The organism is Roseibium sp. M-1 (genome assembly GCF_054515675.1).
The window spans coordinates 3,435,949-3,460,285 of sequence record NZ_CM137257.1 but is presented as its reverse complement, the minus strand read 5'-3'; the positions used below and the strand labels follow the sequence as shown (position 1 = coordinate 3,460,285).

Annotated in this window: 19 protein-coding genes; 12 read left to right on the top strand and 7 right to left on the bottom strand. The window is 61.2% G+C overall.

What is annotated here, in order from left to right:
* Positions 1-103: 103 nt before the first annotated feature.
* Both atpD and ACX3M4_RS15550 read left to right on the top strand, forming a co-directional pair.
* A complete protein-coding gene (gene atpD / locus ACX3M4_RS15555; protein WP_459353916.1) occupies positions 104-1,528 on the top strand; it encodes a F0F1 ATP synthase subunit beta in 1,425 nt (474 codons plus the stop codon).
* A gap of 93 nt (positions 1,529-1,621) precedes the next feature.
* Positions 1,622-2,029, top strand: a complete 408-nt coding sequence (locus ACX3M4_RS15550; protein WP_459353915.1) for a F0F1 ATP synthase subunit epsilon — start codon at positions 1,622-1,624, stop codon at positions 2,027-2,029.
* 181 nt (positions 2,030-2,210) lie between these two features.
* On the opposite strand, the gene ACX3M4_RS15545 is transcribed toward ACX3M4_RS15550, so the two are convergent.
* From ACX3M4_RS15545 to ACX3M4_RS15515, 7 genes are all read right to left on the bottom strand, one after another.
* Complete coding sequence (locus tag ACX3M4_RS15545) at positions 2,211-5,579, bottom strand: PAS-domain containing protein (RefSeq protein WP_459353914.1); 3,369 nt, start codon at positions 5,577-5,579, stop codon at positions 2,211-2,213.
* A gap of 628 nt (positions 5,580-6,207) precedes the next feature.
* The gene (locus tag ACX3M4_RS15540; protein ID WP_459353913.1) at positions 6,208-6,414 is read right to left on the bottom strand and encodes a hypothetical protein; all 207 of its coding nucleotides are present in this window, start codon (positions 6,412-6,414) and stop codon (positions 6,208-6,210) included.
* Between the two features lie 289 nt (positions 6,415-6,703).
* On the bottom strand, positions 6,704-8,332 hold the full coding sequence (locus ACX3M4_RS15535) for an NTP transferase domain-containing protein (RefSeq protein ID WP_459353912.1): 1,629 nt from the start codon (positions 8,330-8,332) through the stop codon (positions 6,704-6,706).
* Positions 8,329-9,024 (bottom strand): XdhC family protein, encoded by a 696-nt coding sequence (locus ACX3M4_RS15530; RefSeq protein ID WP_459359435.1) that lies wholly within the window; start codon positions 9,022-9,024, stop codon positions 8,329-8,331. Before ACX3M4_RS15530 ends, ACX3M4_RS15535 begins: the two co-directional genes overlap by 4 nt.
* A gap of 5 nt (positions 9,025-9,029) precedes the next feature.
* Entirely contained in the window at positions 9,030-9,659 is a 630-nt protein-coding gene (locus tag ACX3M4_RS15525; protein ID WP_459353911.1) for a LysE family translocator, read from the bottom strand.
* 6 nt (positions 9,660-9,665) lie between these two features.
* The gene (locus ACX3M4_RS15520) at positions 9,666-10,001 is read right to left on the bottom strand and encodes an XdhC family protein (RefSeq protein ID WP_459353910.1); all 336 of its coding nucleotides are present in this window, start codon (positions 9,999-10,001) and stop codon (positions 9,666-9,668) included.
* Between the two features lie 129 nt (positions 10,002-10,130).
* The gene (locus tag ACX3M4_RS15515) at positions 10,131-11,741 is read right to left on the bottom strand and encodes a phosphoenolpyruvate carboxykinase (RefSeq protein ID WP_459353909.1); all 1,611 of its coding nucleotides are present in this window, start codon (positions 11,739-11,741) and stop codon (positions 10,131-10,133) included.
* Between the two features lie 602 nt (positions 11,742-12,343).
* Between ACX3M4_RS15515 and ACX3M4_RS15510 the strand changes: the two genes are divergently transcribed.
* The 10 genes from ACX3M4_RS15510 (at position 12,344) to ACX3M4_RS15465 (ending at position 24,336) form a co-directional block, all read left to right on the top strand.
* Entirely contained in the window at positions 12,344-13,042 is a 699-nt protein-coding gene (locus ACX3M4_RS15510) for a response regulator transcription factor (RefSeq protein WP_459353908.1), read from the top strand.
* Positions 13,043-13,126: 84 nt separating this feature from the next.
* Positions 13,127-14,941, top strand: coding sequence for a stimulus-sensing domain-containing protein (locus tag ACX3M4_RS15505; RefSeq protein WP_459353907.1), 1,815 nt, complete (start codon positions 13,127-13,129; stop codon positions 14,939-14,941).
* The gene (locus tag ACX3M4_RS15500) at positions 14,938-15,417 is read left to right on the top strand and encodes an HPr kinase/phosphorylase (RefSeq protein ID WP_459353906.1); all 480 of its coding nucleotides are present in this window, start codon (positions 14,938-14,940) and stop codon (positions 15,415-15,417) included. The genes ACX3M4_RS15505 and ACX3M4_RS15500 overlap by 4 nt, the downstream gene beginning before the upstream one ends.
* A gap of 140 nt (positions 15,418-15,557) precedes the next feature.
* Entirely contained in the window at positions 15,558-15,962 is a 405-nt protein-coding gene (locus ACX3M4_RS15495) for a PTS sugar transporter subunit IIA (RefSeq protein ID WP_459353905.1), read from the top strand.
* A 6-nt stretch (positions 15,963-15,968) separates the two neighbouring features.
* On the top strand, positions 15,969-16,253 hold the full coding sequence (locus ACX3M4_RS15490; RefSeq protein ID WP_459353904.1) for an HPr family phosphocarrier protein: 285 nt from the start codon (positions 15,969-15,971) through the stop codon (positions 16,251-16,253).
* Between the two features lie 104 nt (positions 16,254-16,357).
* Positions 16,358-17,668 carry a class I SAM-dependent methyltransferase gene (locus ACX3M4_RS15485; protein ID WP_459353903.1) on the top strand — a complete coding sequence of 437 codons (1,311 nt, stop codon included), beginning with the start codon at positions 16,358-16,360 and terminating at the stop codon, positions 17,666-17,668.
* Between the two features lie 201 nt (positions 17,669-17,869).
* The gene (ahcY, locus tag ACX3M4_RS15480) at positions 17,870-19,258 is read left to right on the top strand and encodes an adenosylhomocysteinase (RefSeq protein WP_459353902.1); all 1,389 of its coding nucleotides are present in this window, start codon (positions 17,870-17,872) and stop codon (positions 19,256-19,258) included.
* Positions 19,259-19,504: 246 nt separating this feature from the next.
* Positions 19,505-22,015 (top strand): PAS domain-containing sensor histidine kinase, encoded by a 2,511-nt coding sequence (locus ACX3M4_RS15475; RefSeq protein WP_459353901.1) that lies wholly within the window; start codon positions 19,505-19,507, stop codon positions 22,013-22,015.
* A 7-nt stretch (positions 22,016-22,022) separates the two neighbouring features.
* Complete coding sequence (gene tsaE, locus ACX3M4_RS15470) at positions 22,023-23,549, top strand: tRNA (adenosine(37)-N6)-threonylcarbamoyltransferase complex ATPase subunit type 1 TsaE (RefSeq protein WP_459353900.1); 1,527 nt, start codon at positions 22,023-22,025, stop codon at positions 23,547-23,549.
* 52 nt (positions 23,550-23,601) lie between these two features.
* Positions 23,602-24,336 (top strand): nucleotidyltransferase family protein, encoded by a 735-nt coding sequence (locus ACX3M4_RS15465; RefSeq protein ID WP_459353899.1) that lies wholly within the window; start codon positions 23,602-23,604, stop codon positions 24,334-24,336.
* Position 24,337 lies beyond the last annotated feature (1 nt).

The following is a 24,337-nucleotide window of genomic DNA, read 5'->3' as shown; positions in this document are numbered from 1 at the left end:
GGGGCGCAGAAAGATGCCGGTAAACTTTAATGTCGATCAACTTTCCGCTTTCGACCAGTTGAAAGCAGGTTGATCTAACCGGATCGAGACGAGGATTAGGGATATGGCTGACAAACAGGTCGGACGGATCACCCAGGTCATCGGCGCCGTTGTCGACGTCAAGTTCGATGACCACCTGCCGTTGATCCTGAACGCTCTTGAAGCAGACAACCAGGGCACGCGCCTTGTTCTCGAGGTGGCTCAGCACCTCGGTGAAAACACCGTGCGTACCATCGCGATGGACTCGACCGAAGGTCTGGTCCGCGGCCAGGAAGTGGTCGACACCGGCGGCTCCATTGCGGTGCCGGTCGGCGACGGCACGCTCGGCCGCATCATGAACGTGATCGGTGAGCCGGTTGATGAAGCTGGTGAAATCAAGCACGACACCAAGCGTGGCATCCACCAGGATGCTCCCGAATTCGTCGAACAGTCCACCGAGGCAGAAATCCTCGTGACGGGCATCAAGGTCGTCGACCTTCTTGCTCCGTACGCAAAGGGCGGCAAGATCGGCCTGTTTGGCGGCGCCGGCGTCGGCAAGACCGTTCTCATCATGGAACTGATCAACAACGTTGCCAAGGCGCACGGCGGTTACTCCGTGTTCGCAGGCGTCGGCGAGCGGACCCGTGAAGGCAACGACCTTTACTGGGAAATGATCGAATCCGGCGTGAACAAGGAAGGCGGCGGCGAAGGCTCCAAGGCAGCCCTCGTTTACGGCCAGATGAACGAGCCCCCGGGAGCCCGTGCACGTGTTGCCCTGACCGGTCTGACCGTTGCAGAACACTTCCGTGACCAGGGCCAGGACGTGCTGTTCTTCGTGGACAACATCTTCCGCTTCACCCAGGCCGGTTCCGAAGTGTCCGCACTTCTCGGCCGTATCCCGTCCGCAGTGGGCTACCAGCCGACGCTGGCCACCGACATGGGCGGCATGCAGGAACGCATCACCACCACGAACAAGGGCTCGATCACGTCCGTTCAGGCCGTGTACGTCCCGGCCGACGACTTGACCGACCCGGCACCGGCTTCGACCTTTGCCCACCTGGACGCGACCACGGTTCTTAACCGCGCCATCGCCGAAAAGGGCATCTACCCGGCAGTGGATCCGCTGGACTCCACGTCGCGCATGCTCGACGCCCGCATCATCGGTGAAGATCACTACAACACGGCCCGTGCCGTCCAGGTGACGCTGCAGCGCTACAAGGCCCTGCAGGACATCATCGCCATCCTGGGCATGGACGAACTGTCTGAAGAAGACAAGCTCACCGTGGCACGTGCCCGTAAGATCGAGCGCTTCCTGTCGCAGCCGTTCTTCGTGGCTGAAGTCTTCACCGGTTCCCCGGGCAAGCTGGTCGCTCTCGAAGACACCATCAAGGGCTTCAAGGGCCTGGTGGAAGGCGAGTACGACCACCTGCCGGAAGCCGCCTTCTACATGGTCGGCTCCATCGAGGAAGCCATCGAGAAGGCACAGCGCCTGGCTGCTGAAGCCGCCTAATCGGCGAGACCGGACCGGACGCCCCACCCGGGCGTCCGTCTTCTCATGATCGATGGCTTGCCATCAGAAATAGACTGACAAGGAAGACGCCAAATGGCTGAACTTTTCCAGTTTGAGTTGGTCTCGCCGGAGCGCCAGCTCCTCTCCGAACAGGTTGCCGAGGTCGTCGTGCCGGGCTCCGAAGGCGAGTTTGGCGTTCTGAAGAACCATGCCCCGTTCATCTCCACCATCCTGCCGGGCATCCTCAAGGTGCGCCGCGAGGCCGGTGACTGGGATGAATATTTCGTCCGCGGCGGCTTTGCCGACGTGGCTGCAGGCGGTCTGACCGTGCTTGCCGAACAGGCAGTACCGGTCGGCGAGATCAGCCGCGCGCAGCTGCAGCAGGCGATCAAGGACGCGGAAGAAGACCTGGCGGATGCCAAGGACGACGCGGCCAAGCAGAAAGCCGCTATGACGCTGGCTCAGCTTAAGGACGTCGCCGAGGCCCTCAACAAGGCCTGATGACGGGCAACTCAGCTCTGACCTTTGAAACGCGGTCTGGAAACGGGCCGCGTTTTGCTTTTCAGACCGGGAAACGATCTAAAGCGTGTCGCGTTCATTTGAACTCACGTGACTCGCTTTATGTTTTTTTTGACGCGCGTCTTTTTGCGAAAAACCGGAATCGACTTTTTCGCGACACGCTCTAGGCGCGGGCAGCTGTCTGTTCGATTGCCAGTTCGAAAAATTTGAAACCGTTGCGGCCATTCTTCTTGACCTCGTAGAGGGCAAGATCGGCGCGCTTGAATATCGCATTAGGGTCGAGGACATCGCCGGTGATCGGAGCGATGCCCACACTGACGCCAACCGAAATCAGGTGATCCATCAAGGCGAAGGGCGTGGCGAGCTTGCGCACGATACGTTCCGCAATCTCGGCGGTGCCTGCGCTTGAGGGTCCGGTGCCGGTCAGAATGATGCCGAATTCGTCGCCACCAAGGCGGGCAATGAGGTCCGAGGAGCGAACGCATTCCTTGAGCCGTTGCGAGACCTGGCGCAGCAATTCGTCACCGACATCGTGGCCGTAGTTGTCGTTGACCGGTTTGAACTTGTCGAGGTCGAGCAGCAGCAAATCGCCTGATTTGCCGCCGCCGATCACTTCGGCCAGCGCTTCATCAAGCCTGGTATTGAACAGCGTCCTGTTCGCAAGACCGGTCAGCGTGTCATGGTGGGCGGCGTGCTGGATCTCGGCCGCCGCCTGTTCGCGCAAGGTGACGTCCTCATGCGTTCCGATCCAGCCTCCCGCGGGCAACGGGGCATGCACCGCGCTGACGATCTTGCCATTCGGATGGCGGAATTTCGACCGTACAACCTCGCCGGCGGACAGGCGGATCATCAGATCCATGACATGTTCCTGCACGTCGCCTTCAAATTCGCCGCGTGACTTTTCCGCCTCGATCAGCTCGATCAGGCTGACGCCTTCATAGACGTCGCCCTCAGGCTTGCCAAAGATCTCGATATACTGCTTGTTCCAGAGGGTCAGCCGGCCACGCGCGTCGAAGACGCTGACGCCCTGGCGCATGTTGGCCAGGATCGCCTCGAGTTCCTCCGAGCGGTGACGGGCCTGGCGCTCGTTTTCCTCAAGCTGCTCCTCCATCCGCTTGCGCTCGGTGATGTCGTAGAAATTATGGATCAGGCCGCCGGACGGAAGAGGTGTGCTCCGGGTTTCGATATAGCTACCGTCCGCTGCCTGCCGCTCGAAAACCTGGGACTTTCTCAGGTCGTATTTTTTGAAACGCTCCAGGGCAAGTGCTTCGGGGTCGCCGGAGCCGTAGTCGCCCCTCTTCGCGTTCAGACGGAAGAAGTCGTAAAGGTAGGGGCGTCCGGCAATCAGTTCTTCGGGGTAGTTGAGCAGCCGGCGGAATTCTTCGTTGCTGGAGGCAAGGCGCAATGTTTCGTCGTAATGAACGATGCCGCCGGGGAAGTTGTCGAAGATGGTCTGCAGCGTATCGGCCTGCTGCTTCGTTTCCGTGATGTCGGTCAGGGATACGACGACGCCGTCGAGATCGAACTCCTGGTCCTCGTCGATGGGCATTGCGCTCAGGCGCAGCCAGCGGCCGGGGTTGCCGTCTGTCGGCATCATGCGCGCGATCACATTTTGCAGGGACAGCGGGTCCTGTGCCGCCCGCTTCAGGGGCGTCTTGCATTCGCCGACGCCTTCGATTTCGCAGTGAATTCCAAACTCGATGTCGCCAACATTGCGGCCGACAAGCTGGCCTTCCTCGAAGCCGAGAAGAGTGGTGGCAGCGGGGTTCGCGGCCTGGATTGCACCGGAATGGGTCAGGAGCAAAATGCCTTCGCTCAGGGATTCCAGCGTGGTGCGGTGAACCGCCTCGGAGTGGCGCACCACCTGTTCTGCGCGTTTGCGTTCGGTGATGTCGAAGAAGCTCGAGACCAGTCCACCGCTCGGCAGCGGAATGCCGCGAACCTCTAGCACCCTTCCGTCGGGGGTTGTGCGCTCATAAACATGCGGCTCCTGACTGTCGAACAGCTTGAACCGGCTCTCGACAAGCTTTGCCGGTTCGCCCGGCCCATAGTCACCACGATTGGCAAGATAGGTGGCGACCTCGAGTAGCGGAGCTTTTCGCTCGATGAACTCTTGCGGCAGTTTCAGGAGGTTCTGAAAGTCTTCGTTGCACACGGCCAGCCTTCGCTGGTCATCATAAAAGACGAGACCGCCCGGCAGGTTGTTGAAGACAAGCTGCATGGTCTCTGTCTGGCGCTTCGTCTCGGTGATGTCCGCAAGCGACACGACAACGGTATCCAGGCCGATGCCGCTGGCGCTGTCGGTGGCATTGGCGTCGATGCGCAGCCAGACAGGTTGAGACGCGCCCTTCCGGATCAGCTTCACGATGTGGTTGTTGATGGTGCCCGGTTTGCGGGCCGATCGCAGAAGCAGATCCGGATCCCGATCTCCGTTCTCGTGGTGGAATTTAAGGTCCAGATCCTGGACTTTCCTGCCCTTGAGATCTTCTTGTGCGAACCCCAGCAACGCGGCGGCGGCAGGGTTGTTTGCCTGGATACAGCCCGCCTGGTCCAAGACGAGAATTCCTTCACGCAATGTTTCCAATGTCGTGCGCTGGATTGCCTCGGCATGGAGCACTGCGCTTTCGGACAGCTTGCGCTCGGTAATATCCTGAAATGCACCGATCAACCGGGTCGCACGCCCGTTTTCGCTGACGGGTCTACCGACCGAGCGAACCCAGATTTCACGCCCTTTTGCCGTTACGAAGGGAAGCTCCAGGTCCCACGACGTCCCCTCTTTGATGCTCTTGTAAACAGCATCGGAAATCTGGCGGCGGCAGTCCGGCGCATAAAATGACAAGGCCACGTCGACGGTTGGCTCGAATTCGTCGTCGACTTCATGAATTTCGCGGGTTTTGGCGGTCCAGGTGACCAGATCCGATTGAACATCGTATTCCCAGCCGCCAACACCGGAAACCTGCGTGATTTCCTCAAGCAAATCACCTTTCTGGACGGCCAGTAGATGCAGATCCTCGGCCTTTTCCAGCGCGATACTGGTTTCGCGCTGCGCCTGGTGGGATTTCATCAGGCCGTGAACGACAGTCGCAAGGTTGCGCAACTGGTCGAGCTGGTTGTCATCCGGCTGCCTCGGCTTCGTGTCGAGGACACAGAGGGTGCCAAGCGGATGAACACCGTCGAGGGTCAGCGGATGGCCGGCATAGAAACGGATAAAGGGGGGGCCGGCTACAAGCTTGGTATCGCGGAAGCGGGCGTCCTGCGAGGCATCGGGAACGACGGTAAGTTCTCGCGACAGTATGGCCTGGTCGCAGAAAGTGCCGCGTCTCGGGGAACTGTCATTGGGTATGCCGTGTTTGGCCTTGAACCAGAGCTCGTCCTCGCCAACGATCGAGATGAAGGCCATCGGGCAGTCGAAGATTGCGGCAAGCGTGTTCACGACCGCATCGTATTCCGGCAGACGTTCAGACCGCAGAATCCGCAAGGCATTCAGCGCATCGAGGCGTTCCTGTTCGTTGATGCCCTGCACAAAGGTCATGATGTGCGTCGTCTCCCGAAGGATTTCTGCCCAGGCGTTGCCCCTAGTTCAGGTTGACCTTACGAGAAGAATGGCAACAAAGGATTAAACTCAGCAAGTTTAGTCGAATTGTCTACGAATACAGGATTGTTTGAACAGATCCGTTTTTGGATTTCAGCCGATTGCCGAATATCTGCAAGAATACCGATATCCTCGAAGTCAATCGGATGTATTTCTAGAAAATATGTAGAATAAGTTGCAACGTGTTGCACCGGCTCTTCTTTAAAGCACGCCGCGAAAAAGTGGGTTCCGGTTTTTCGCAAAAGGCGTGCGTCAAAAAGGAGAAAAAGCGAGTCGCGTGAATTCAAATGAACGCGACACGCTTTAAAGCACGTCGCGAAAAAGTGGGTTCCGGTTTTTCGCAAAAAGACGTGCGACTAGAAGGAGATAAAGCGGGTCACGTGAATTCAAATGAACGCGACACGCTTTAGAGGGTGTGCTCAAGCCAAAACGTCCTGAGTGAAGACGGGCGAGGTGTCCGGAGGCTTTTGCCTTCGAGCCGGCAATAAAAAACCCGGCCTGAAGACCGGGTTTCAAGTTTCGTGGGTGTCCCACGCTGTCTGCTTTTTCGCTTGAAGCAGTTCTGATCTTATGCCGCGCGGCGGAAAGACAGGCTCATGCCGCCACCGGACCGGCTGCGGCGGCGCTCTTCCGGCGGAATGTAGACGATGGCGCTGTGATCGGCGCAGTAGGAGACACCGGCTTCGACGCGCGTGTTGCACGGGAAGATGTAGTTACCGGAATCGCCCTCTGCCCATTTGCAGCAGCCCGGACGCGGAAGAGACAAGTCAGCCATTTTTCTTTCCTTTGTTCTTTAAACCAAGCGACAAAAGCGCTCGAGCATCCTCGGGAGGAGAGGATCCGAACAGCTTTCGACAGGAATCGGATGTAAGCGGCGCCCGGGACGTCATCCGTTGTCCAACCCGAGAGGGTGCTCTGCAGCAAGCGCAGGCATTACATAAGCGGCATGTCACAAAAATGCAATAGAATAGCTGACATTTCCGGATTGCACTGAGTGCATACCGGGTTAATGCGATGTTATCTTTTGGTTTTCTTGCGATAACTTACTATTCGGCAGCAATCGCTTAGCTGGATTCCTGCGGCAAACTGCCACCAGCAGCTGCCAGCGCCCCGGGCGTATCAAGGTCGAGTCTTGCCGCAGCCCCTATCTCGACTTCGGTCACGAAACCGGAATTTTCCGCAATGATATGCCGTGCGCCGACATCGCCGCTGAGGCCTTTCAGGGCTTCAAAGAAGCGGCGGTCCCAGAGGACAGGATTGCCGCGCTTGCCGTCCGCCGTTGCAGTGACGATCAGGCTGTTCGCGTCTTTCCGATAGGCGCTGATCAGTTTCCTGAGGACGTTCGCGTCGATGCCCGGCATGTCGCCGAGAAGGACGATCACGGCGTCGGTCTCAGGATCAAGCGCATTCATGCCGGACCGGATCGATCCGGCCATGCCATCCGCATAGTCGGGATTGTGGACCAGGGCGAGATCGAGATCTGCGACTTCGGCGCCGATCTTCTCAGCAAGATGACCTGTCACCAGTATGGTCTGATGAAGCGCTGCACCGGTTGCTGCCTCGGCCGCGTGGCGGATCAGGGACTTGCCGCCCAGGGTGGCGAGCAGCTTGTTGGGCCCACCCATGCGCGAGGACTTGCCGGCACCCAGAATGATGGCGGCAATTCTCGGCGCCTCGCCGGCCTCCTCACCCGGCCGTTTGACCTCGCGCGGCTGGGGCCTGGTGCCGATTTCCATCAGCAGCCCGCCAACCCCCATCGCGGTGATGTCGTCAGGATTGACGTCAAGTCCGGCGAGAAGCCGGTCCAGTACCCAGTCAAAACCGTTTTCCTTGGGCGACCGGGCACAGCCCGGGGCGCCCAGAACCGGCATCCCGTCCAGCGTGCCAAGCATCAAAAGGTTGCCCGGGTCGACTGGCATGCCGAGATGGGTGACGCTGCCGCCCGCCATGTCGAGCCCCGCCGGCAGCACGTCCTGCCGGTCAACGACAGCAGATGCTCCGAACAGGATGAGCAAGTCTGCCCCTTCCGCTACCAGTTCCTTCAAGGCCTGTGCCACGGCGTCCTGCCGGTGCGGCACCCGCTTTTCGGCGATCAGCGTCGAACCGCTCGGGCGCAGCCGGTCTTCCAGAACGCGCCGGGTCTTGTCCAGTGTGATAGGTTTCAGATGCGGCAGTTCCGTCGCCACGAGGCCGACCTTGCGGGGGCGAAACGCCGCTACGCGGACAGCGCCCCTCAAAGCCGCTTCAGCCGCAGTCACGAGCGCGCCCGGAACCGCAAACGAGATGATCTTCGCCGTTGCGACCATACGGCCGGCAAGTACCTTTTCAAAATTCGGCAGGGTGGCAAAGGTGATCGCCGGATCGATGCGGTTGGTGCGGGTCACGGCGGCCGCATCGACGACAAGCACGCCGCTTCGATCCGCGTAAAGGTTCATGCGGCCGGTAAAGGCGGTATCCGTTTCAAGGCCTTTGCCGGCAGCCGCCCGTCCAAGCCGCCCGGCTGCGTCGTCCTCGCCAATATCGCCCGGCTCAAGGCGGGCAACAATGATGTTCGCCACCCCCTGCTCGCCGAGCGCGGCACAATCCTTCTTTGTGAGCACATGCCCCTTCTTCAGGACCCGGTCTTTCAGCGAGGTCCGGTGCGCCACGATGCAGCCTTCGGCCTCGGCCGGCGGCAAGGGCCCGAATTTCATGCTGCTGCCCCAGGCACCTGGCGCAGCGCCCTGATGATGGCACCGAGCACGGCAACGGCGATTTCCTCCGGTGAGGCCGCGCCGATGTCGAGGCCGATCGGGGCATCGATACGCTCGAACAAGGCCGGGTCGAGACCGGCTTCCTGAAACCGTTCGAGGCGCTTGGCGTGGGTCTTTCGGCTGCCTAGGGCACCGACATAGAAACAGCCTGCCTTGAGGGCCTCGATCAGCGGGAAATCGTCGATCTTCGGATCGTGGGTGACGGCTGCGACCGCCGTGTAGGCATCGAGCGGTGCTTCGCTCAAGGCGTCTTCCGGCCATTCGGCCTTCAGGTTTCCACCCGGAAACCGGTCATCGGTTGCGAAGGCGGTGCGCGGGTCGATCACGGTAACATCCAGCCCGGCAATCTCCGCCATCGGCACCAGGGCCTGGCTGATATGGACGGCCCCGATGATGACGAGGCGCGGGGCCGGCAGCGAAACGTTGAGGAACGCCTCACCCGTTGCCGTCGCAACCATGCCGGACTTGCCGGATCGGAAGCGCTTGGCGAATTCTTCCGCCAGCGGATCGGCCGCATAATCGTCGGTTCCGCGCACCAGCCGCTGGGTGCCGTCGGGCATTCCGGTGACCAGGATCGCCGCACGGCGGTTGGCGCGGTCCTCGTTCAGGGTCTTGAGCAGGGCAAGGTCCATGGCAGTCAGGCGCGGTCCGTTGCCAGCTTCAGGCCGAGGCCCACCAGCAGCGATCCGCCGATCCATCGGGTCATGTCCTGAAATCTGGAGGTCCTCGTGAGGCGCTTCTTCACTTCCGAGGCAAAAAGGACCGTGACGACGTCCGCCGATGTGAAGGCGAAATTGACGATGGTGCCGAGGATCAGGAACTGGGCCCAGATCGGCAAGCCCGCCTCCGGGCTCACGAATTGCGGCAGGAAGGCGATAAAGAAGATCGCCACCTTGGGATTGAGCACCTCGACAAGGACGCTGTCGGCAAACGCGCGGCGTGCGGATTTCTGCGGCAGATCGGGAACCGGCCCGGCGGCAACGCGGGTGCGGATCATCTGGATGCCGAGATAGATCAGGTAGAGCCCGCCGATCAGCTTGAGTGCGAAATAGAGCGCCGGCACCACGGCAAAGATGGCCGACAGGCCGAAGGCAGCGGCAAGCACATGGACATAGCAGCCAAGATGGATGCCGGCGGCCGCCATGTAGCCCGCCCGCTGCCCGCGGGAAATGGTCTGGGCGGCCGTATAGAGCAGGGCCGGGCCAGGCATATAGGCAAAGACCGCGGTCGCGGCGATGAAGGCGAGAAAGGTTTCCGTTGTCATCAATTAGCCCTAGCTGACAGGTTCGACATAGACGCGGATGCGGCCGCCGCAGGAAAGGCCAACGCGCCAGGCGGTTTCGTCGGCAACGCCGAATTCCAGCGTCGTCGGTTTGCCGGTTTCGATCACGTCGATGGCCTCCGAAACGACGGCACCTTCGACACAGCCACCTGAAACAGAGCCTTCGAAATTGCCCTCGGCGTCGATCACAAGGTGAGAGCCCACCGGCCGGGGGGCGGAGCCCCAGGTCTCGATGACAGTGGCAATTGCCACAGCGCGTCCCGCTCCGCGCCAGGCCTCGGCGGTCTTCAGGACATCGGGGAGGGGGGAGGTCTCATTCATTGGCATGGGCTCGTCCCTTCAGGTCGACGCTTCAATATAGATCTTTTGCCTAGTGATGAAAGAGAGCAGAAAAGAGAAACGGCCCTTCCATGAGGAAGGGCCGCCAAAGTTTGTGCGGGGTATGCTTCTTGAGGCTTATTCAGCGGCCATGCGCAGGGCCGGAGCGGCATTCAGCACCGCGCCGTCGACATGAGCTTCGAAGGTTGCGAAGTTGCGGACAAACATTTCAACCAGCTTGGCTGCCTGAAGGTCATAAGCGTCCTTGTCGGCCCAGGTCTCGCGTGGTGTCAGGATGGTTTCGTCGACACCCGGCACGGAGACCGGCACATCGAAACCGAAATTGGCATCCGTGCGGAACTCCGCATCCTTCAGGCTGCCGTTGAGGGCGGCGGTCAGGAGAGTGCGGGTCGCCTTGATCGGCATGCGGTGGCCGGTGCCGTGGGCGCCGCCCGTCCAGCCGGTATTGACCAGCCAGCAATCGACATTGTGCTTGGCAATCAGGTCCTTCAGCAGGTTGCCGTATTCAGACGGATGGCGCGGCAGGAACGGAGCGCCGAAGCAGGTGGAGAAGGTCGCTTGCGGCTCGGTCACACCCTTTTCGGTGCCGGCCACCTTGGCGGTGTAGCCGGAAAGGAAATGATACATCGCCTGTGCCGGGGTCAGGCGCGCGATCGGCGGCATGACACCGAACGCATCTGCCGTCAGCATGATGATCGTCTTCGGCATCGGCGCGCAGCCGGTGTCGCTGGCGTTGGAAATGAAGTGGATCGGGTAGGCCGCGCGGGTGTTTTCCGTCCTGGAGCCGTCGTCGAAATCCGGGACGCGGTTTTCGTCGAGGACGACGTTTTCCAGCACCGTGCCGAAGCGCTGCGTGGTGGAATAGATCTCCGGCTCGGCTTCGGAGGAAAGCTTGATGGTCTTGGCGTAGCAGCCGCCTTCAAAGTTGAAGACGCCGCTTTCACTCCAGCCGTGCTCGTCGTCTCCGATCAGCGTACGGGACGGATCGGCGGAGAGCGTGGTCTTGCCGGTGCCGGAGAGGCCGAAGAAGACGGCGGTGTCGCCGTTGTCGCCGACATTTGCCGAGCAGTGCATGGACATCACGCCCTTGGCCGGCAGCAGGTGGTTGAGCATGGTGAAGACGGATTTCTTCATCTCGCCCGCATAGGACGTGCCGCCGATCAGGACGATCTTGCGGGTCAGGTCGACGGCGATCACCGTTTCGGTGCGGCAGCCGTGCCGGGCCGGATCGGCCTTGAAGCTCGGCAGGTCGACGATGGTCATTTCCGGAACGAAACCGGCGAGCTCGGAGGTCTCCGGCCGCAGCAGCAGGTTGCGGATGAAGAGCGAATGCCAGGCATATTCGGTGAAGACCCGAACCGGCAGACGGTGGGTGGCGTCGGCGCCGCCGTAAAGGTCCTGGGCGAAGAGGCCCATGCCTTCGGCGTGTTTCAGGAAATCGGCCAGCAGCAGATCGAAGTTTTCCTTCGACATCTGCGCGTTGTTGTCCCACCAGACGCTGTCCCGGGTCTCGTCGTCGAGGACCACGAACTTGTCCTTGGGCGAACGGCCGGTATGGATGCCGGTTTCGGCGACCAGCGCGCCACCGGCGGCCAGTTCCGTCTCGCCGCGGGAGAGGGAATATTCATAAAGCGCAGGCTCGTTCTGGTTCCAGTAGAGCGCCTTCAGGCCTTTGAAGCCGAAGGTTTCGCAGCCAATGGAGGAATTCCTGACACCTACTTCTTGCATGTTCCCGCAGTCCTCGTGATGGGGGCTAGAGCATCCTGCGTTCAATTGAACGCAGATAAGCGCTCTATAACTTTCTCGACCTTGAGGGACATCCGGGCCGTGCCGGGACTGTCCTCGGTGCAGTTCGTCGCGTCCGGAAACGTTAAGAAAGGATAAATCCGGCCGTGAGGGCTGCGAACGTAGTGGAATGCCCATGGGGCAGCAAGACTACCAAAGGTGCTATGTCTTTGTTTAATCGATTAAAAACCGCCAATAAAATGCCGATGATTAATTTGGACATCGAACTAAAAAACGAAACTTTCGGAATGTTCGATATATGGAGCGAACCGAAAGAAAATGCGTGCATTTCGCACTTGCGAAAGAGACTCAGCGCTATTCCCTTGCACGAGTTCTATGAAATTGACGTTGAGTTGCTCTCTTGAAATCCGGTCGGCCGATCCCCACCAATTCGGCCGGCCGGGCGGTCTTTGCCACCTGCGAGCATGCCAAAGGGCGGAGTGCCTTAATTTATGCGCATTTAGCAGGCCAAAGGCTGTGTGATACATTAATGCAGAATTACCTATGCGCGCCATCGGTGCGTTGCCGGAAATGGAAAGCAAAGCATGCCGACAATTGCCCTGGTCGACGACGACCGCAACATTTTGACTTCGGTCTCGATCGCATTGGAAGCGGAAGGCTATCGCGTCCAGACCTATACCGACGGCACGTCCGCACTCGACGGCCTGCAGAGCGACCCGCCCGAACTGGCGATCTTCGATATCAAGATGCCGCGCATGGACGGCATGGAACTCCTGCGGCGCCTGCGTCAGAACTCTGACCTGCCGGTGATCTTCCTGACGTCGAAAGATGACGAGATCGACGAATTGTTCGGCCTGAAGATGGGCGCCGACGATTTCATCCGCAAACCCTTCTCCCAGCGTCTTCTGGTGGAACGCGTACGCGCCGTCCTGCGACGGGCACAGCCGAAGGACGCCTCGTCTCCACGCGACGATGCGGACAAGCTTCTGGAACGCGGCCAGCTGGTGATGGACCAGGAGCGGCACACCTGCACCTGGAACAACAAGCCGGTCACGCTGACGGTCACGGAATTCCTGATCCTTTCCGCCCTGGCACAACGTCCGGGCGTGGTGAAGAGCCGTAACGCGCTCATGGATGCGGCCTATGACGACCAGGTCTATGTGGACGACCGCACCATCGACAGCCACATCAAGCGGCTGCGCAAGAAGTTCAAGGTTGTTGACGACGACTTCGACATGATCGAAACCCTCTACGGCGTCGGCTATCGTTTCCGGGAAGCCTGAATCGGTCTTTGAACATCTCTGCAATCTGTCAGCGGCTGTTCAACCGATACCGTTTGAGCAGCCGTTGGTTTAATGTGAGCCCGTATGGCAGTTGAGAGCGAAAGCGCGGACGATCTCGTCGCTGAACCGCAGGGCGGTTCGGAGCGCTCGAAGCTGCGCCGTCTCGGCAACAAGCGCATCCGCCGGCGCCTCCTCAGCCAGCTCGGCCGCATCTTCGGCACCTATGTGCTGTCGTCGCTGACGCGGCGGATCATTGCGATCAACCTGGTCGGCCTGCTCGCCCTCGTGATCGGCATTCTCTATCTCAACCAGTTCCGTGCCGGCCTGATCGACGCACGCGTCCAGAGCCTTCTGACCCAGGGCGAGATCATTGCCGGGGCGATTGCCGCTTCTGCCACGGTCGATACGGGCACCATCACCGTCGATCCGGAGCGGCTGCTTCAACTTCAGGCGGGCGAAAGCGTCACCCCGACCCAGGAGGATCTGGAAAGTCTCGACTTTCCGATCAACCCGGAACGGGTTGGACCGGTTCTGCGCCGGCTGATCTCACCGACCAAGACCCGCGCCCGGATCTATGATCCGGAAGGCATCCTGATCCTCGACAGCCGCCACCTTTATACCAATGCCCAGATCCTGCGCTTCGACCTGCCGCCGCCGACGGCGGAGGAAGAGGGCTTCTGGGACTCAGCGTGGCAATGGCTCAAGCGCTGGTTGCGCCAGGGGGACCTGCCGATCTATCAGGAAGTCGGCGGCGGTGACGGCCGCGCCTATCCGGAGGTCGAGGCAGCCCTTGCCGGCTCGCCCGCCAGCGTGACCCGTATTTCCCAGCGCGGTGAACTGATCGTCTCCGTCTCCGTGCCGATCCAGCGTTTCCGGGCGGTCCTCGGCGCACTGTTGCTGTCGACCCAGGGCGGCGACATCGACGCGATCGTCAGGGCCGAACGCATCGCCATCATCCGCGTCTTCCTGTTCGCCGCCACCGTGACGATCCTTCTGTCGATCTTGCTTGCAGGCACGATCGCCGGTCCCGTCCGCCGCCTTGCCGCCGCAGCCGACCGGGTCCGCAGGGGGTCGAACTCGCGCGAGGAAATTCCGGACTTTTCCGACCGCCAGGACGAGATCGGCCACCTGGCCCGGGCCTTCCGCGAGATGACGCATGCCCTTTACGACAAGATCGACGCTATCGAGCAGTTTGCGGCCGACGTCGCCCATGAGCTGAAAAACCCGCTCACTTCGCTTCGCAGCGCGGTGGAAACGCTGCCGCTCGCCAAGTCCAAGAATTCGCAGGACCGGCTGATGGAGGTGATCCAGCACGACGTGCGCCGCCTCGATCGCCTGATCAGCGACATTTCCGACGCCTCCCGTCTCGACGCGGAACTGGCCCGCATCCAGGCAGAGCCCATCGATCTGGCTGAACTTCTGCGCAACATGGCGAATGCCGCCAACCAGCGCTCGGGCACCGATGAAGCCGGCGTCAAGCTGGCGGTCGCCGATGCGGCTGGCTCCAAGCCCTATCACATGCAGGGCCACGACATCCGCCTTGGCCAGGTGGTCAGCAATCTCCTGGACAATGCCCGCTCCTTCTCGCCCACTGAGGGCACCGTGCGTGTAGATCTCAGCCGCGAAGGGCGGATGATCAAGATCATGGTGGATGACGACGGCCCGGGCATCCGGGCGGAAAACACCGAGCGCATTTTCGAACGCTTCTATACCGACCGGCCCGACGGCGAGGGCTTCGGCAACAACTCCGGTCTCGGCCTCTCGATTTCGCGGCAGATCATCGAGGCCCATGGCGGCACCATCACCGCCACCAACCGGCTCGAGCCCCAGGCGGATGGGTCCAAGAAGATCGCCGGCGCCCGCTTCACCATCTATCTGCCGGCCGGACAGACCAAGTGACATACGAGCCGTCAGGTCCGGCCGTCCACGCCGATTGTGTTGTCGTCGGAACGCGCGGCATCCTGATCCGCGGCGGCTCGGGCAGCGGCAAGTCTTCGCTGGCGGACGTCCTGGTCGAAGCCGCGCATGCAAGGGGTAATCTCGGCCGGATGGTCGCGGACGACTACGTTTACCTGAAGGGCTCCGGCAACCGGCTCGTTGCCCACGTGCCGGAGACCATCAAGGGGCGGATGGAACTGCGCGGTTTCGGTCTGGTCGATACGGATTTCCTGGCGGCGGCCGAGGTGCACGTCATCGTCGAACTGACGCTTCACGACCACATCGAGCGGCTGCCCGAAACGCCCCTTGCCGAAGATTGCCTGCAAGGTGTGCGCCTGCCGGTCATTATCTGCCCGCAAACCGCGCCGGGGCATTCCTTGCGGCTGATTCGCTGGGCTTTCCGTCATCTCTTCCCGGGGACGCCCGATTATATTTGAGGCAGCGCGGACGTTTTTTACTTGCAACTGACGAAACGGTTGAAGAGAGTGCATCTGACTGATAAACGCCCGGCTCCCGACCGGTCCCGAAAGGGAACGGGACTGAGCTCACCGCACTCGATAATCAGGCCAACTGACGCATGATCGGACTTGTACTTGTGACCCATGGGCGCCTCGCCGAAGAATTCAAGGCAGCGCTGGAACATGTCGTCGGTCCCCAGGAACAGGTCGAAACCATTTCCATCGGCCCCGATGACGACATGGAACAGCGGCGCCAGGATATTCTGGCGGCGGTGGAAGCGGCCAATTCCGGCCAGGGCGTGGTGCTGTTGACGGACATGTTCGGCGGCACGCCGTCGAACCTTGCCATCTCGGTCATGGACAGCAAGTCCGTCGAAGTGGTGGCGGGCGTCAATCTGCCGATGCTTATCAAGCTGGCCAGCGTGCGCTCCGACCGCGACCTCGCGGAAGCGGTCGACGAAGCCCGCCAGGCCGGCCAGAAATACATTTCCGTTGCCAGTCAGGTGCTGTCGGGACAGAACTGACGAAGAATGACAGCCCAGACCGTGTTCGAAAAAGACCTGACCATCGTCAACCGGCGTGGCCTGCATGCCCGGGCCTCCGCCAAGCTTGTAAAACTGGTCGAAACCTTCACCGCGGACGTGCAGGTGTCGAAGGACGGGCAGACCGTCGGCGGCACCTCGATCATGGGCCTCATGATGCTCGCCGCCAGCCCCGGCTGCTGCATCCGGGTCAGCGTCTCAGGCTCCGATGCCGACGTGGCCCTGGCCGCTATCTCCGAACTGGTCGAGAGCGGCTTCGGCGAAGAAGATTGATTTTACCCACAGTCGCCGCCACGATGCCGTGACATAGTCCGCAACGGCCGATCCCCCATTTTTCCCGGCGTCGGTCACTTCCTTACCTGCAAACGGGGACCGATATGGCGAGCCATTCTCAGGACCGGTTGATCGACGCTGCGCGCAGTGCGCTCGGCCATGTGCACCAGGCCCTGGAGCTGCAATTCGCGTTCGAGCTGTGGGACGGAACGCGCATTCCGGCAGACGCCCCGGACGATGGCCTCCGGCTGGCGCTGTCCCAGACATCGCTGACACGGCTGTTGCGCAGGCCGAAGATCAAGACGGTGATCGATCTTTATGCCAACGGCGACATCGACCCCCGCGGCGGCAGCATTTTCGACTTTGCAGAAAGACGCCCGTCGCTGAAATGGCGTGAGATCCGCAAGCGCCTCAACAAGTCGCTTCTTCTGAAAAACGCCTTCACCCTGTGGCGCGGGGCCGGCAGCGCCAAGGCATCGGCCGATCCCGGGGGGCTCGATGCCGGTGAGGCGGCGGACCGCAGTTCCGGCAGCCGCAAGGACGACATCGCGTTTCATTACGACGTCTCCAATGATTTCTACCGGCTCTTTCTCGATCCCGAGATGGTCTATACCTGCGCCTATTTCACGGACTGGTCGAACGACCTTGCCACGGCCCAGAAAGACAAGCTCGACATGATCTGCCGCAAGCTGCGGCTGAAGCCGGGCGAGCGTATGCTCGATATCGGCTGCGGCTGGGGCGCGCTGATCTGCCATGCGGCGGAGCATTATGGTGTCACTGCGCTCGGCGTGACCCTTGCCGAGGAACAGCTGAAGCTGGCCGAGGAACGCATCCGGGAGCGCGGCCTTGAGGACAAGGTCTCCGTGCAGCTTGTCGACTACCACGACCTGAAGAGCGGCCAGTTCGACAAGATCTCGTCGATCGGCATGTTCGAGGCGGTCGGGCTCGACAATTACGACAATTATTTCCAGAGCGTGCACCGGCTCCTGAAGCCGCGCGGGCTTTACCTGCACCACGCCATCACCCGCCGCGGCAGAAAGGACCTGAAAGCCTTCCGCCGCAAGAAGCCGGAATACCAGGCGCTGGTACGCTATATCTTTCCGGGCGGTGAGGTCGACCATATCGGCTGGACGCTGACCAATCTGGAGGCCCACGGTTTCGAGGTGCACGATGTCGAGGCCTGGCGCGAGCACTATGCCCGCACCACGCGGCTGTGGGCCGAGAACCTGATGCAGGTGAAGGACGCGGCCATTGCCGAGATCGGCGAGCACAAGTACCGCCTCTGGCTCGCCTACCTCATCGGTGTCTCGCTCGGCTTCGAACGCGGTTCCATCAATATCTTCCAGACGGTTTCCTCCCGCCGCACCAAGGGCACGTCCGGCATGCCGCCGACGCGCGCGGATCTCTACAGATAGAACCTGGCGAGCACATGATATAAAGAATTCTTTATATCTTTATTGCGTGATTTCATTCCTGACGCTATAACGCCAGCCAACGATGTCCGGGTCCGCCGGATGTCGACCCGTGGCCGTCCGGATGCCTTCAGGGCATTCGATCGTCAAGACGGCTGCATTCAAGGCCTGACGCCGGAAGCGGCACAACAGCAGGACACTTTCATGACCGACTACATTATCAAAGACATCGGGCTCGCAGACTGGGGCCGCACCGAGATCGAAATCGCCGAACACGAAATGCCGGGCCTGATGGCCTGCCGCGCCGAATTCGGTGAAAGCAAGCCGCTGAAGGGTGCCCGCATCGCCGGCTCGCTGCACATGACCATCCAGACCGCCGTTCTGATCGAGACCTTGGTGGCTCTCGGTGCAGAAGTCCGCTGGGCATCGTGCAATATCTTCTCCACCCAGGACCAGGCAGCCGCCGCGATTGCCGCCGCCGGCATTCCGGTCTTCGCCGTCAAGGGCGAGACGCTGGAAGAATACTGGGATTACGCGGACAAGATCTTCGACTTCCCCGAAGGCGCAAACATGATCCTCGACGATGGCGGCGACGCCACGCTCTACATCCTGCTCGGCGCCCGTGTCGAAGCCGGTGAAACGAGCCTGATCGAGAATCCGAAGTCGGAAGAGGAAGAATGCCTCTTCGCGCAGATCAAGAAGCGCCTTGCCGCCAACCCGGGCTGGTTCACCAAGCAGCGCGACCTGATCCAGGGCGTCTCTGAAGAAACCACCACGGGCGTTCTGCGTCTTTATGAAATGCAGAAGAAGGGCCAGCTGCCGTTCCCGGCGATCAACGTCAACGACAGCGTCACCAAGTCCAAGTTCGACAACCGCTACGGCTGCCGTGAATCCCTCGTCGACGGCATCCGCCGCGGCACCGATGTCATGATGTCGGGCAAGGTTGCCGTGGTCTGCGGTTACGGCGATGTCGGCAAGGGCTCCGCCCAGTCGCTGGCCGGTGCCGGCGCCCGCGTCATCGTCACCGAAATCGACCCGATCTGCGCCCTGCAGGCCTCCATGGACGGCTATGAAGTCAAGACCATCGAGCAGGCGCTGCCGGAAGGCGATATCTACGTTACCGCGACCGGCAACAAGGACATCATCACCTTCGACCACATGCGTGGCATGAAGGACATGGCGATCGTCTGCAACATCGGCCACTTCGACAACGAGATCCAGGTTGCTTCCCTCAAGAACACCCAGCGCCGCCCGGTCAAGGACCAGGTCGACATGTATGTGTTCCCGGATGGCAAGCGCATGATCCTGCTCTCCCAGGGCCGCCTCGTGAACCTCGGCAACGCCACGGGCCACCCGAGCTTCGTCATGTCCGCCAGCTTCACAAACCAGGTGCTGGCGCAGATCGAACTCTTCTCCAAGGGCGACCAGTACAAGAACGAGGTCTATGTCCTGCCGAAGCACCTGGATGAAAAGGTCGCGCGCCTGCATCTGGAGAAACTCGGCGTGACGTTAACCGAATTGTCGGACGACCAATCTCAATATCTGGGGATTAATAAGTCCGGTCCGTTCAAGTCCGAACACTACAAATACTGATTTCGGAGAGGGGTACCACTAGATGTAGTGAGCGCCCCGATTCGGCTCTGTGAACAAAAAAAAGCAGGACCCTCCAATTTTAAGGGTCCTGTTAACTTTTCAATAACGGACTCTTCTGCGTGATTCTCAAAAAGGTTATGGTTTAGACGAATCAAAGGCCAGGAGGCGGATGTCTTTGATTTGCTCCCAGAAACCGGGAGCTGCGGCCCGCAAGAACAGGGCAAGGCGGCACAAGGGGATCATGGAATGCCGATAGGCGGCAGGGACGACGCGCGGCCACGCGCGGCGTGGCGAGATTGGAGTCTGAAATCGGTCAAGCTCGGTGGAACCGCGCTGGCAGGCTGGAGCCTGTCATGCGGGGCTGCGGCGGCCAGTATGCTCGCCGATACGACCGCTGCCATTTCTCCCGATAGCATGATTCTCTTTGGTGCGTTAGGCGGTATGTGTGCCTTCGCCATCACGGCCGCCGTGGCGCTCGTGCGCCTGCGCAAGCAGTCCGCCCAGCTCACCGGGACGCTGGAAAAGGAAAAGAGCGACCTCAAGTTCCGCGTCGACCGTCTGGAAGCCATGCTCAACACCGACGAGCAGCGGGTGATCGTGTGGACTGGCAACGGCGCCATGCCGCAGATCTGGGGCATCCTGCCGGAAAAATCCGGCGTGCCGCGCCCGCCTGCGCAATTGCTGGCTTTCGGCAGCTGGCTGACGGCCAAGTGTGCAGGCGATCTGGAACGCCATCTCGACATGCTGTTCCGCACCGGCGAAGCCTTTACCACCACCTTGAAGACCCGCACCGGCACCTATGTGGAAGCGCTTGGCCGCACCACAGGCGGCGCCGTTGTCCTGCGCCTGCGGGACCTCACCGGCGAACGGCAGATGCAGGCGGAACTCGCCGCCCGCAACGCCCGCATTTCCGGCGAGCTGCACATGCTGCATGCCCTGCTGGATGCAATGCCCGCGCCCGCCTGGCAGCGCGATGCGGAAGGCAATCTCATCTGGGCCAACCAGGCCTATGCGGAAGCCGTCGACATGCCGGATGCCGACAGCGCAATCAAGGAAGGCGCGACCTTCCTTGACGCCGCCGCCCGCACGGCCATGGCCGTGCAGCGCAACGAGGACGGCTGCTTCAACGCGCGTATTCCGATCGTTGCCTCCGGCGAACGCTGTGTGTTCGAGGTCACCGATGTCAACGCCAATGTCGGCGGTGCCGGCATTGCCGTCGACATCAGCGAACTGGAACAGGCGCAGAAGGAACTCGGCCGCGCCGAGGATTTCCACGGCCGTACGCTCGACCAACTGGCCGCTGCCGTCGCCATCTACAGCGCTGAACGCAAGCTGCAGTTCTATAATGCCGCCTTCCAGCAACTCTGGGATCTCGAACCGTCCTTCCTTGAAAGCCGCCCGGAAGATGGCGCTGTGCTCGATGCCCTGCGCGCCTCCCGCAAGCTGCCCGAGCAGGTCGACTACCGGGTCTGGCGCAACAAGATGCTCGACAGCTACCAGTCGCTGGAAGCACGCGAAAGCTGGTGGCACCTGCCGGACGGCCGCACGCTGCGCGTCATCGCCAATCCGCATCCGCAGGGCGGCGTCACCTATATCTACGAGAATGTCACCGAGCAGCTGGACCTTGAAAGCCGTTACAATGCGCTGACACGGGTCCAGGGCGAAACGCTCGACAATCTGTCCGAAGCCGTCGCCGTGTTCGGCTCCGATGGCCGCTTGCGCCTGTGGAATCCGGCCTTCGGCCGCATCTGGGGTCTGGAAGAAGACCAGTTGTCCGAACTGCCGCATGTCAAGGAAGTGGTCTCGGCCTGTACGCTGAACGACATCGAGCGTGAGGCCTGGGAACAGCTTGCCGGCAATGTGACCGGTCTTCTCGACAACCGCACCCAGAAGGTCAGCCGCCTGGAGCGCCACAATGGCGACGTGCTGGACTACGCCACGGTTCCGTTGCCGGACGGCGGCACGCTGGTGACATTTGTCGACGTCACCGACAGCGTCAACGTGGAGCGCGCACTTCTGGAAAAGAACGAGGCGCTGCAACAGGCCGACCAGATCAAGAACGCCTTCATCCAGCACGTTTCCTACGAACTGCGTTCGCCGCTGACGAACATCATCGGCTTCGCCCAGCTGCTGGCCGATCCGAAATTCGGCGACTTGTCCGAAAAGCAGGGCGAATATGCCGACTATATCCAGTCGTCGTCCTCTGCTCTGCTGGCCATCATCAACGACATTCTGGATCTGGCGACGCTCGACGCCGGCATCATGGAGCTGGACCTCGGCGAGGTCGATGTCGCCTCCACGGTTTCGGCCGCAGTCGAGGGCCTGAAGGACCGGATCGCCGAAGCGCGCATCAACCTGCGCACCCATGTGCCGGACGACATCGGCATGATGGTCGCCGACGAGAAGCGCCTGCGCCAGGTGCTCTTCAACCTGATCTCCAACGCCGTGCGCTATTCCGAGCCGGACGGTGTTGTCGATGTCAGCTGCAAGCGGGAAGAAGACCACGTCACCTTCATCGTTCAGGATCATGGCTACGGCATTCCGGCGGAAATCCTGACCCAGGTCTTCAACCGCTTTGTCGGCCACGACACCGGCGCCCGCCGTCAGGGCGCAGGCCTCGGCCTTGCCATCGTCAAGAGCTTCGTCGAACTGCACGGCGGCACGGTCGACATCCAGTCCGCCGAGGGCAAGGGCACCACGGTGACCTGCGTCTTCCCGGCACGGCCCGAACTGGCAGACCAGGCAGCGGCCGAGTAGGCGCCTCATGGACGACCATGCCTTGCAGACCCTGACGGGTGCTTTCCAGATAATAGAGATCGCCGACGAAGCCGGCACCAGGCAGATTGCCAATGATATTGCCATGGCGCTGCGGCCCGGCGACACGGTCTGCCTTTCCGGTGATCTCGGCGCCGGCAAGTCCACCTTCACCCGCGCCTTGATCCGGGCCTTTGCCGGCGATCCCGAACTTGAAGTGCCGAGCCCGACCTTCACCCTGGTCCAGACCTATGCGCTCGATCGCTTCGACCTCTCCCATTTCGATCTCTACCGGCTGGAAGAACCGGAAGAGCTGGAAGAGCTTGGCCTGGACGATCTTCTGGAAACCGGTGCGGCACTGATCGAGTGGCCGGAAAAGGGCGGCGAACTCCTGCCTGGAAACGCTCTCTGGATCCAGATCACGCAGCCGGACGAGGACGGTGACCGGCGCAGCTTCACCTTCGCCTCCGAAAACCCCGCCTGGCCGGACCGGATTGCCCAGACGCTGGCGACACGCGCATTCCTGCAATCGACGGATTTTGCCGGTGCCGAACGCCGGTTTCTGGCGGGCGATGCGTCCTTGCGCAGTTTCGAGACTGTCGAAGTCGGAGCGCGCCGTGCTGTCCTGATGCGCTGGCCGTTCCAGGGCACTTCTGTATCCGAAGCGGTCCGGGCCTACATGGCAAAGGTGCATCTGGCGCAAAGCAGCCGCGCCGTGGCTGCCGTCGGCTCGGAACTGCGCCGTCACGGTCTGCTTGCCCCGGAGATCCTCGCGGCGGATCTGGAAGCAGGATTTATTCTGTCTTCCGATCTCGGCCGGGAAACAATTGTCGTCGACGGCAAACCGGTTCCGGAGCGCTATCACGCCGCAGTCGACATACTGGCGAAGATGCATGGCGAGAGCTGGCCGGAGACGGTGACGCTTGAAGATGGCGATATCTACCGGGTCCCGTCCTATTCCATTGACGCTCTGGTCGCCGAAGCTTCGCTTTTCACCGACTGGTATGTGCCGGAGATGACCGGAAAACCCGCGGACGCGGGCCTGGTGCAAGAGTTCGAAACGCTCTGGCGAACGGCTCTGCGGTCGATCGGGGATGCCGAGACCGGCTGGGTGCTGCGCGATTTCCATTCCCCCAACCTGCTCTGGCAGCAAGGGGCGTCAGGCACGGACCGGATCGGCCTGATCGACTTTCAGGACACGGTGATCGGGGCGGTCGCCTATGACGTCGCGGCCCTGTGTCTGGACGCACGCACGGACATGACCGAAGCTCTGGAAACGGAGCTTTATGATGCTTATGTCTCGGCAAGGAAAATGCAGACCCCGGGCTTTGACGAAGCCGGCTTTTCACGTGCCTATGCCATCATGGCGGCACAGAGGATTACGAAGATCCTCGGCATCTTCGTGCGGCTTGCGAGGCGCGATCATAAGCCGGCTTATCTTGGCCTTTTGCCGCGCATGGAAAGCTATCTGGACCGGGTGCTTGACAGGCCCGGTCTGCCGGATTTGAAAAGCTGGTATGCTCGTTTCCGGCCCTGAGTCGCTGACCTGAGTCGCCGACCCCGGCCGGTCGCCAATTTGAGAAACGATAATGACAGACACGCGGTTCCGCCCCTCCAAAGCCATGATCCTGGCCGCCGGCCTCGGCAAGCGCATGCGTCCGCTGACGGCGACGACGCCCAAGCCCCTGATCGAAGTCAACGGCCAGGCACTGATCGACCATGGCATGGACCGGCTCGCAGCCGCCGGCGTGAAGACCTGTGTCGTCAACGTGCACTATCTCGCCGACCTGGTGGAGGTTCATGTCCGTCACCGCAAGGACATGGACATTCTTATCTCCAATGAACGCGAGCAGCTTCTGGAAACCGGCGGCGGCATCAAGAAGGCGCTGCCGCTTCTGGGGGAGGAACCGTTCTTCCAGCTCAACGCAGACACCTGCTACTGGATCGAGGGCGTCAAGCCGAACCTGGAGCACATGATCGAGGCCTGGGACGAGAGCCGCATGGACGCGCTGCTGCTCGTCGCCGAGACCGTCAAGGCGGTCGGCTATTCCGGCCGCGGCGATTTCGACATGGCGCGCGACGGCTCTCTGACGCGCCGCCTGGAAAAAGGCGTGACACCTTTCGCCTATGCCGGAGCGACGATCCTGCATCCACGCCTCTTTGAAGATACCCCGGAAGGACCGTTCTCGATGAATGTGCTCTTCGACCGGGCCATCGAGAAGGGCCGCCTGTTCGGCGTTCAGATGGAAGGCCTGTGGCTGCACATCGGCACACCGGAAGCGATCCACGCAGCAGAATATGCCGTGCGTGAGAGTGCCGCCTGAG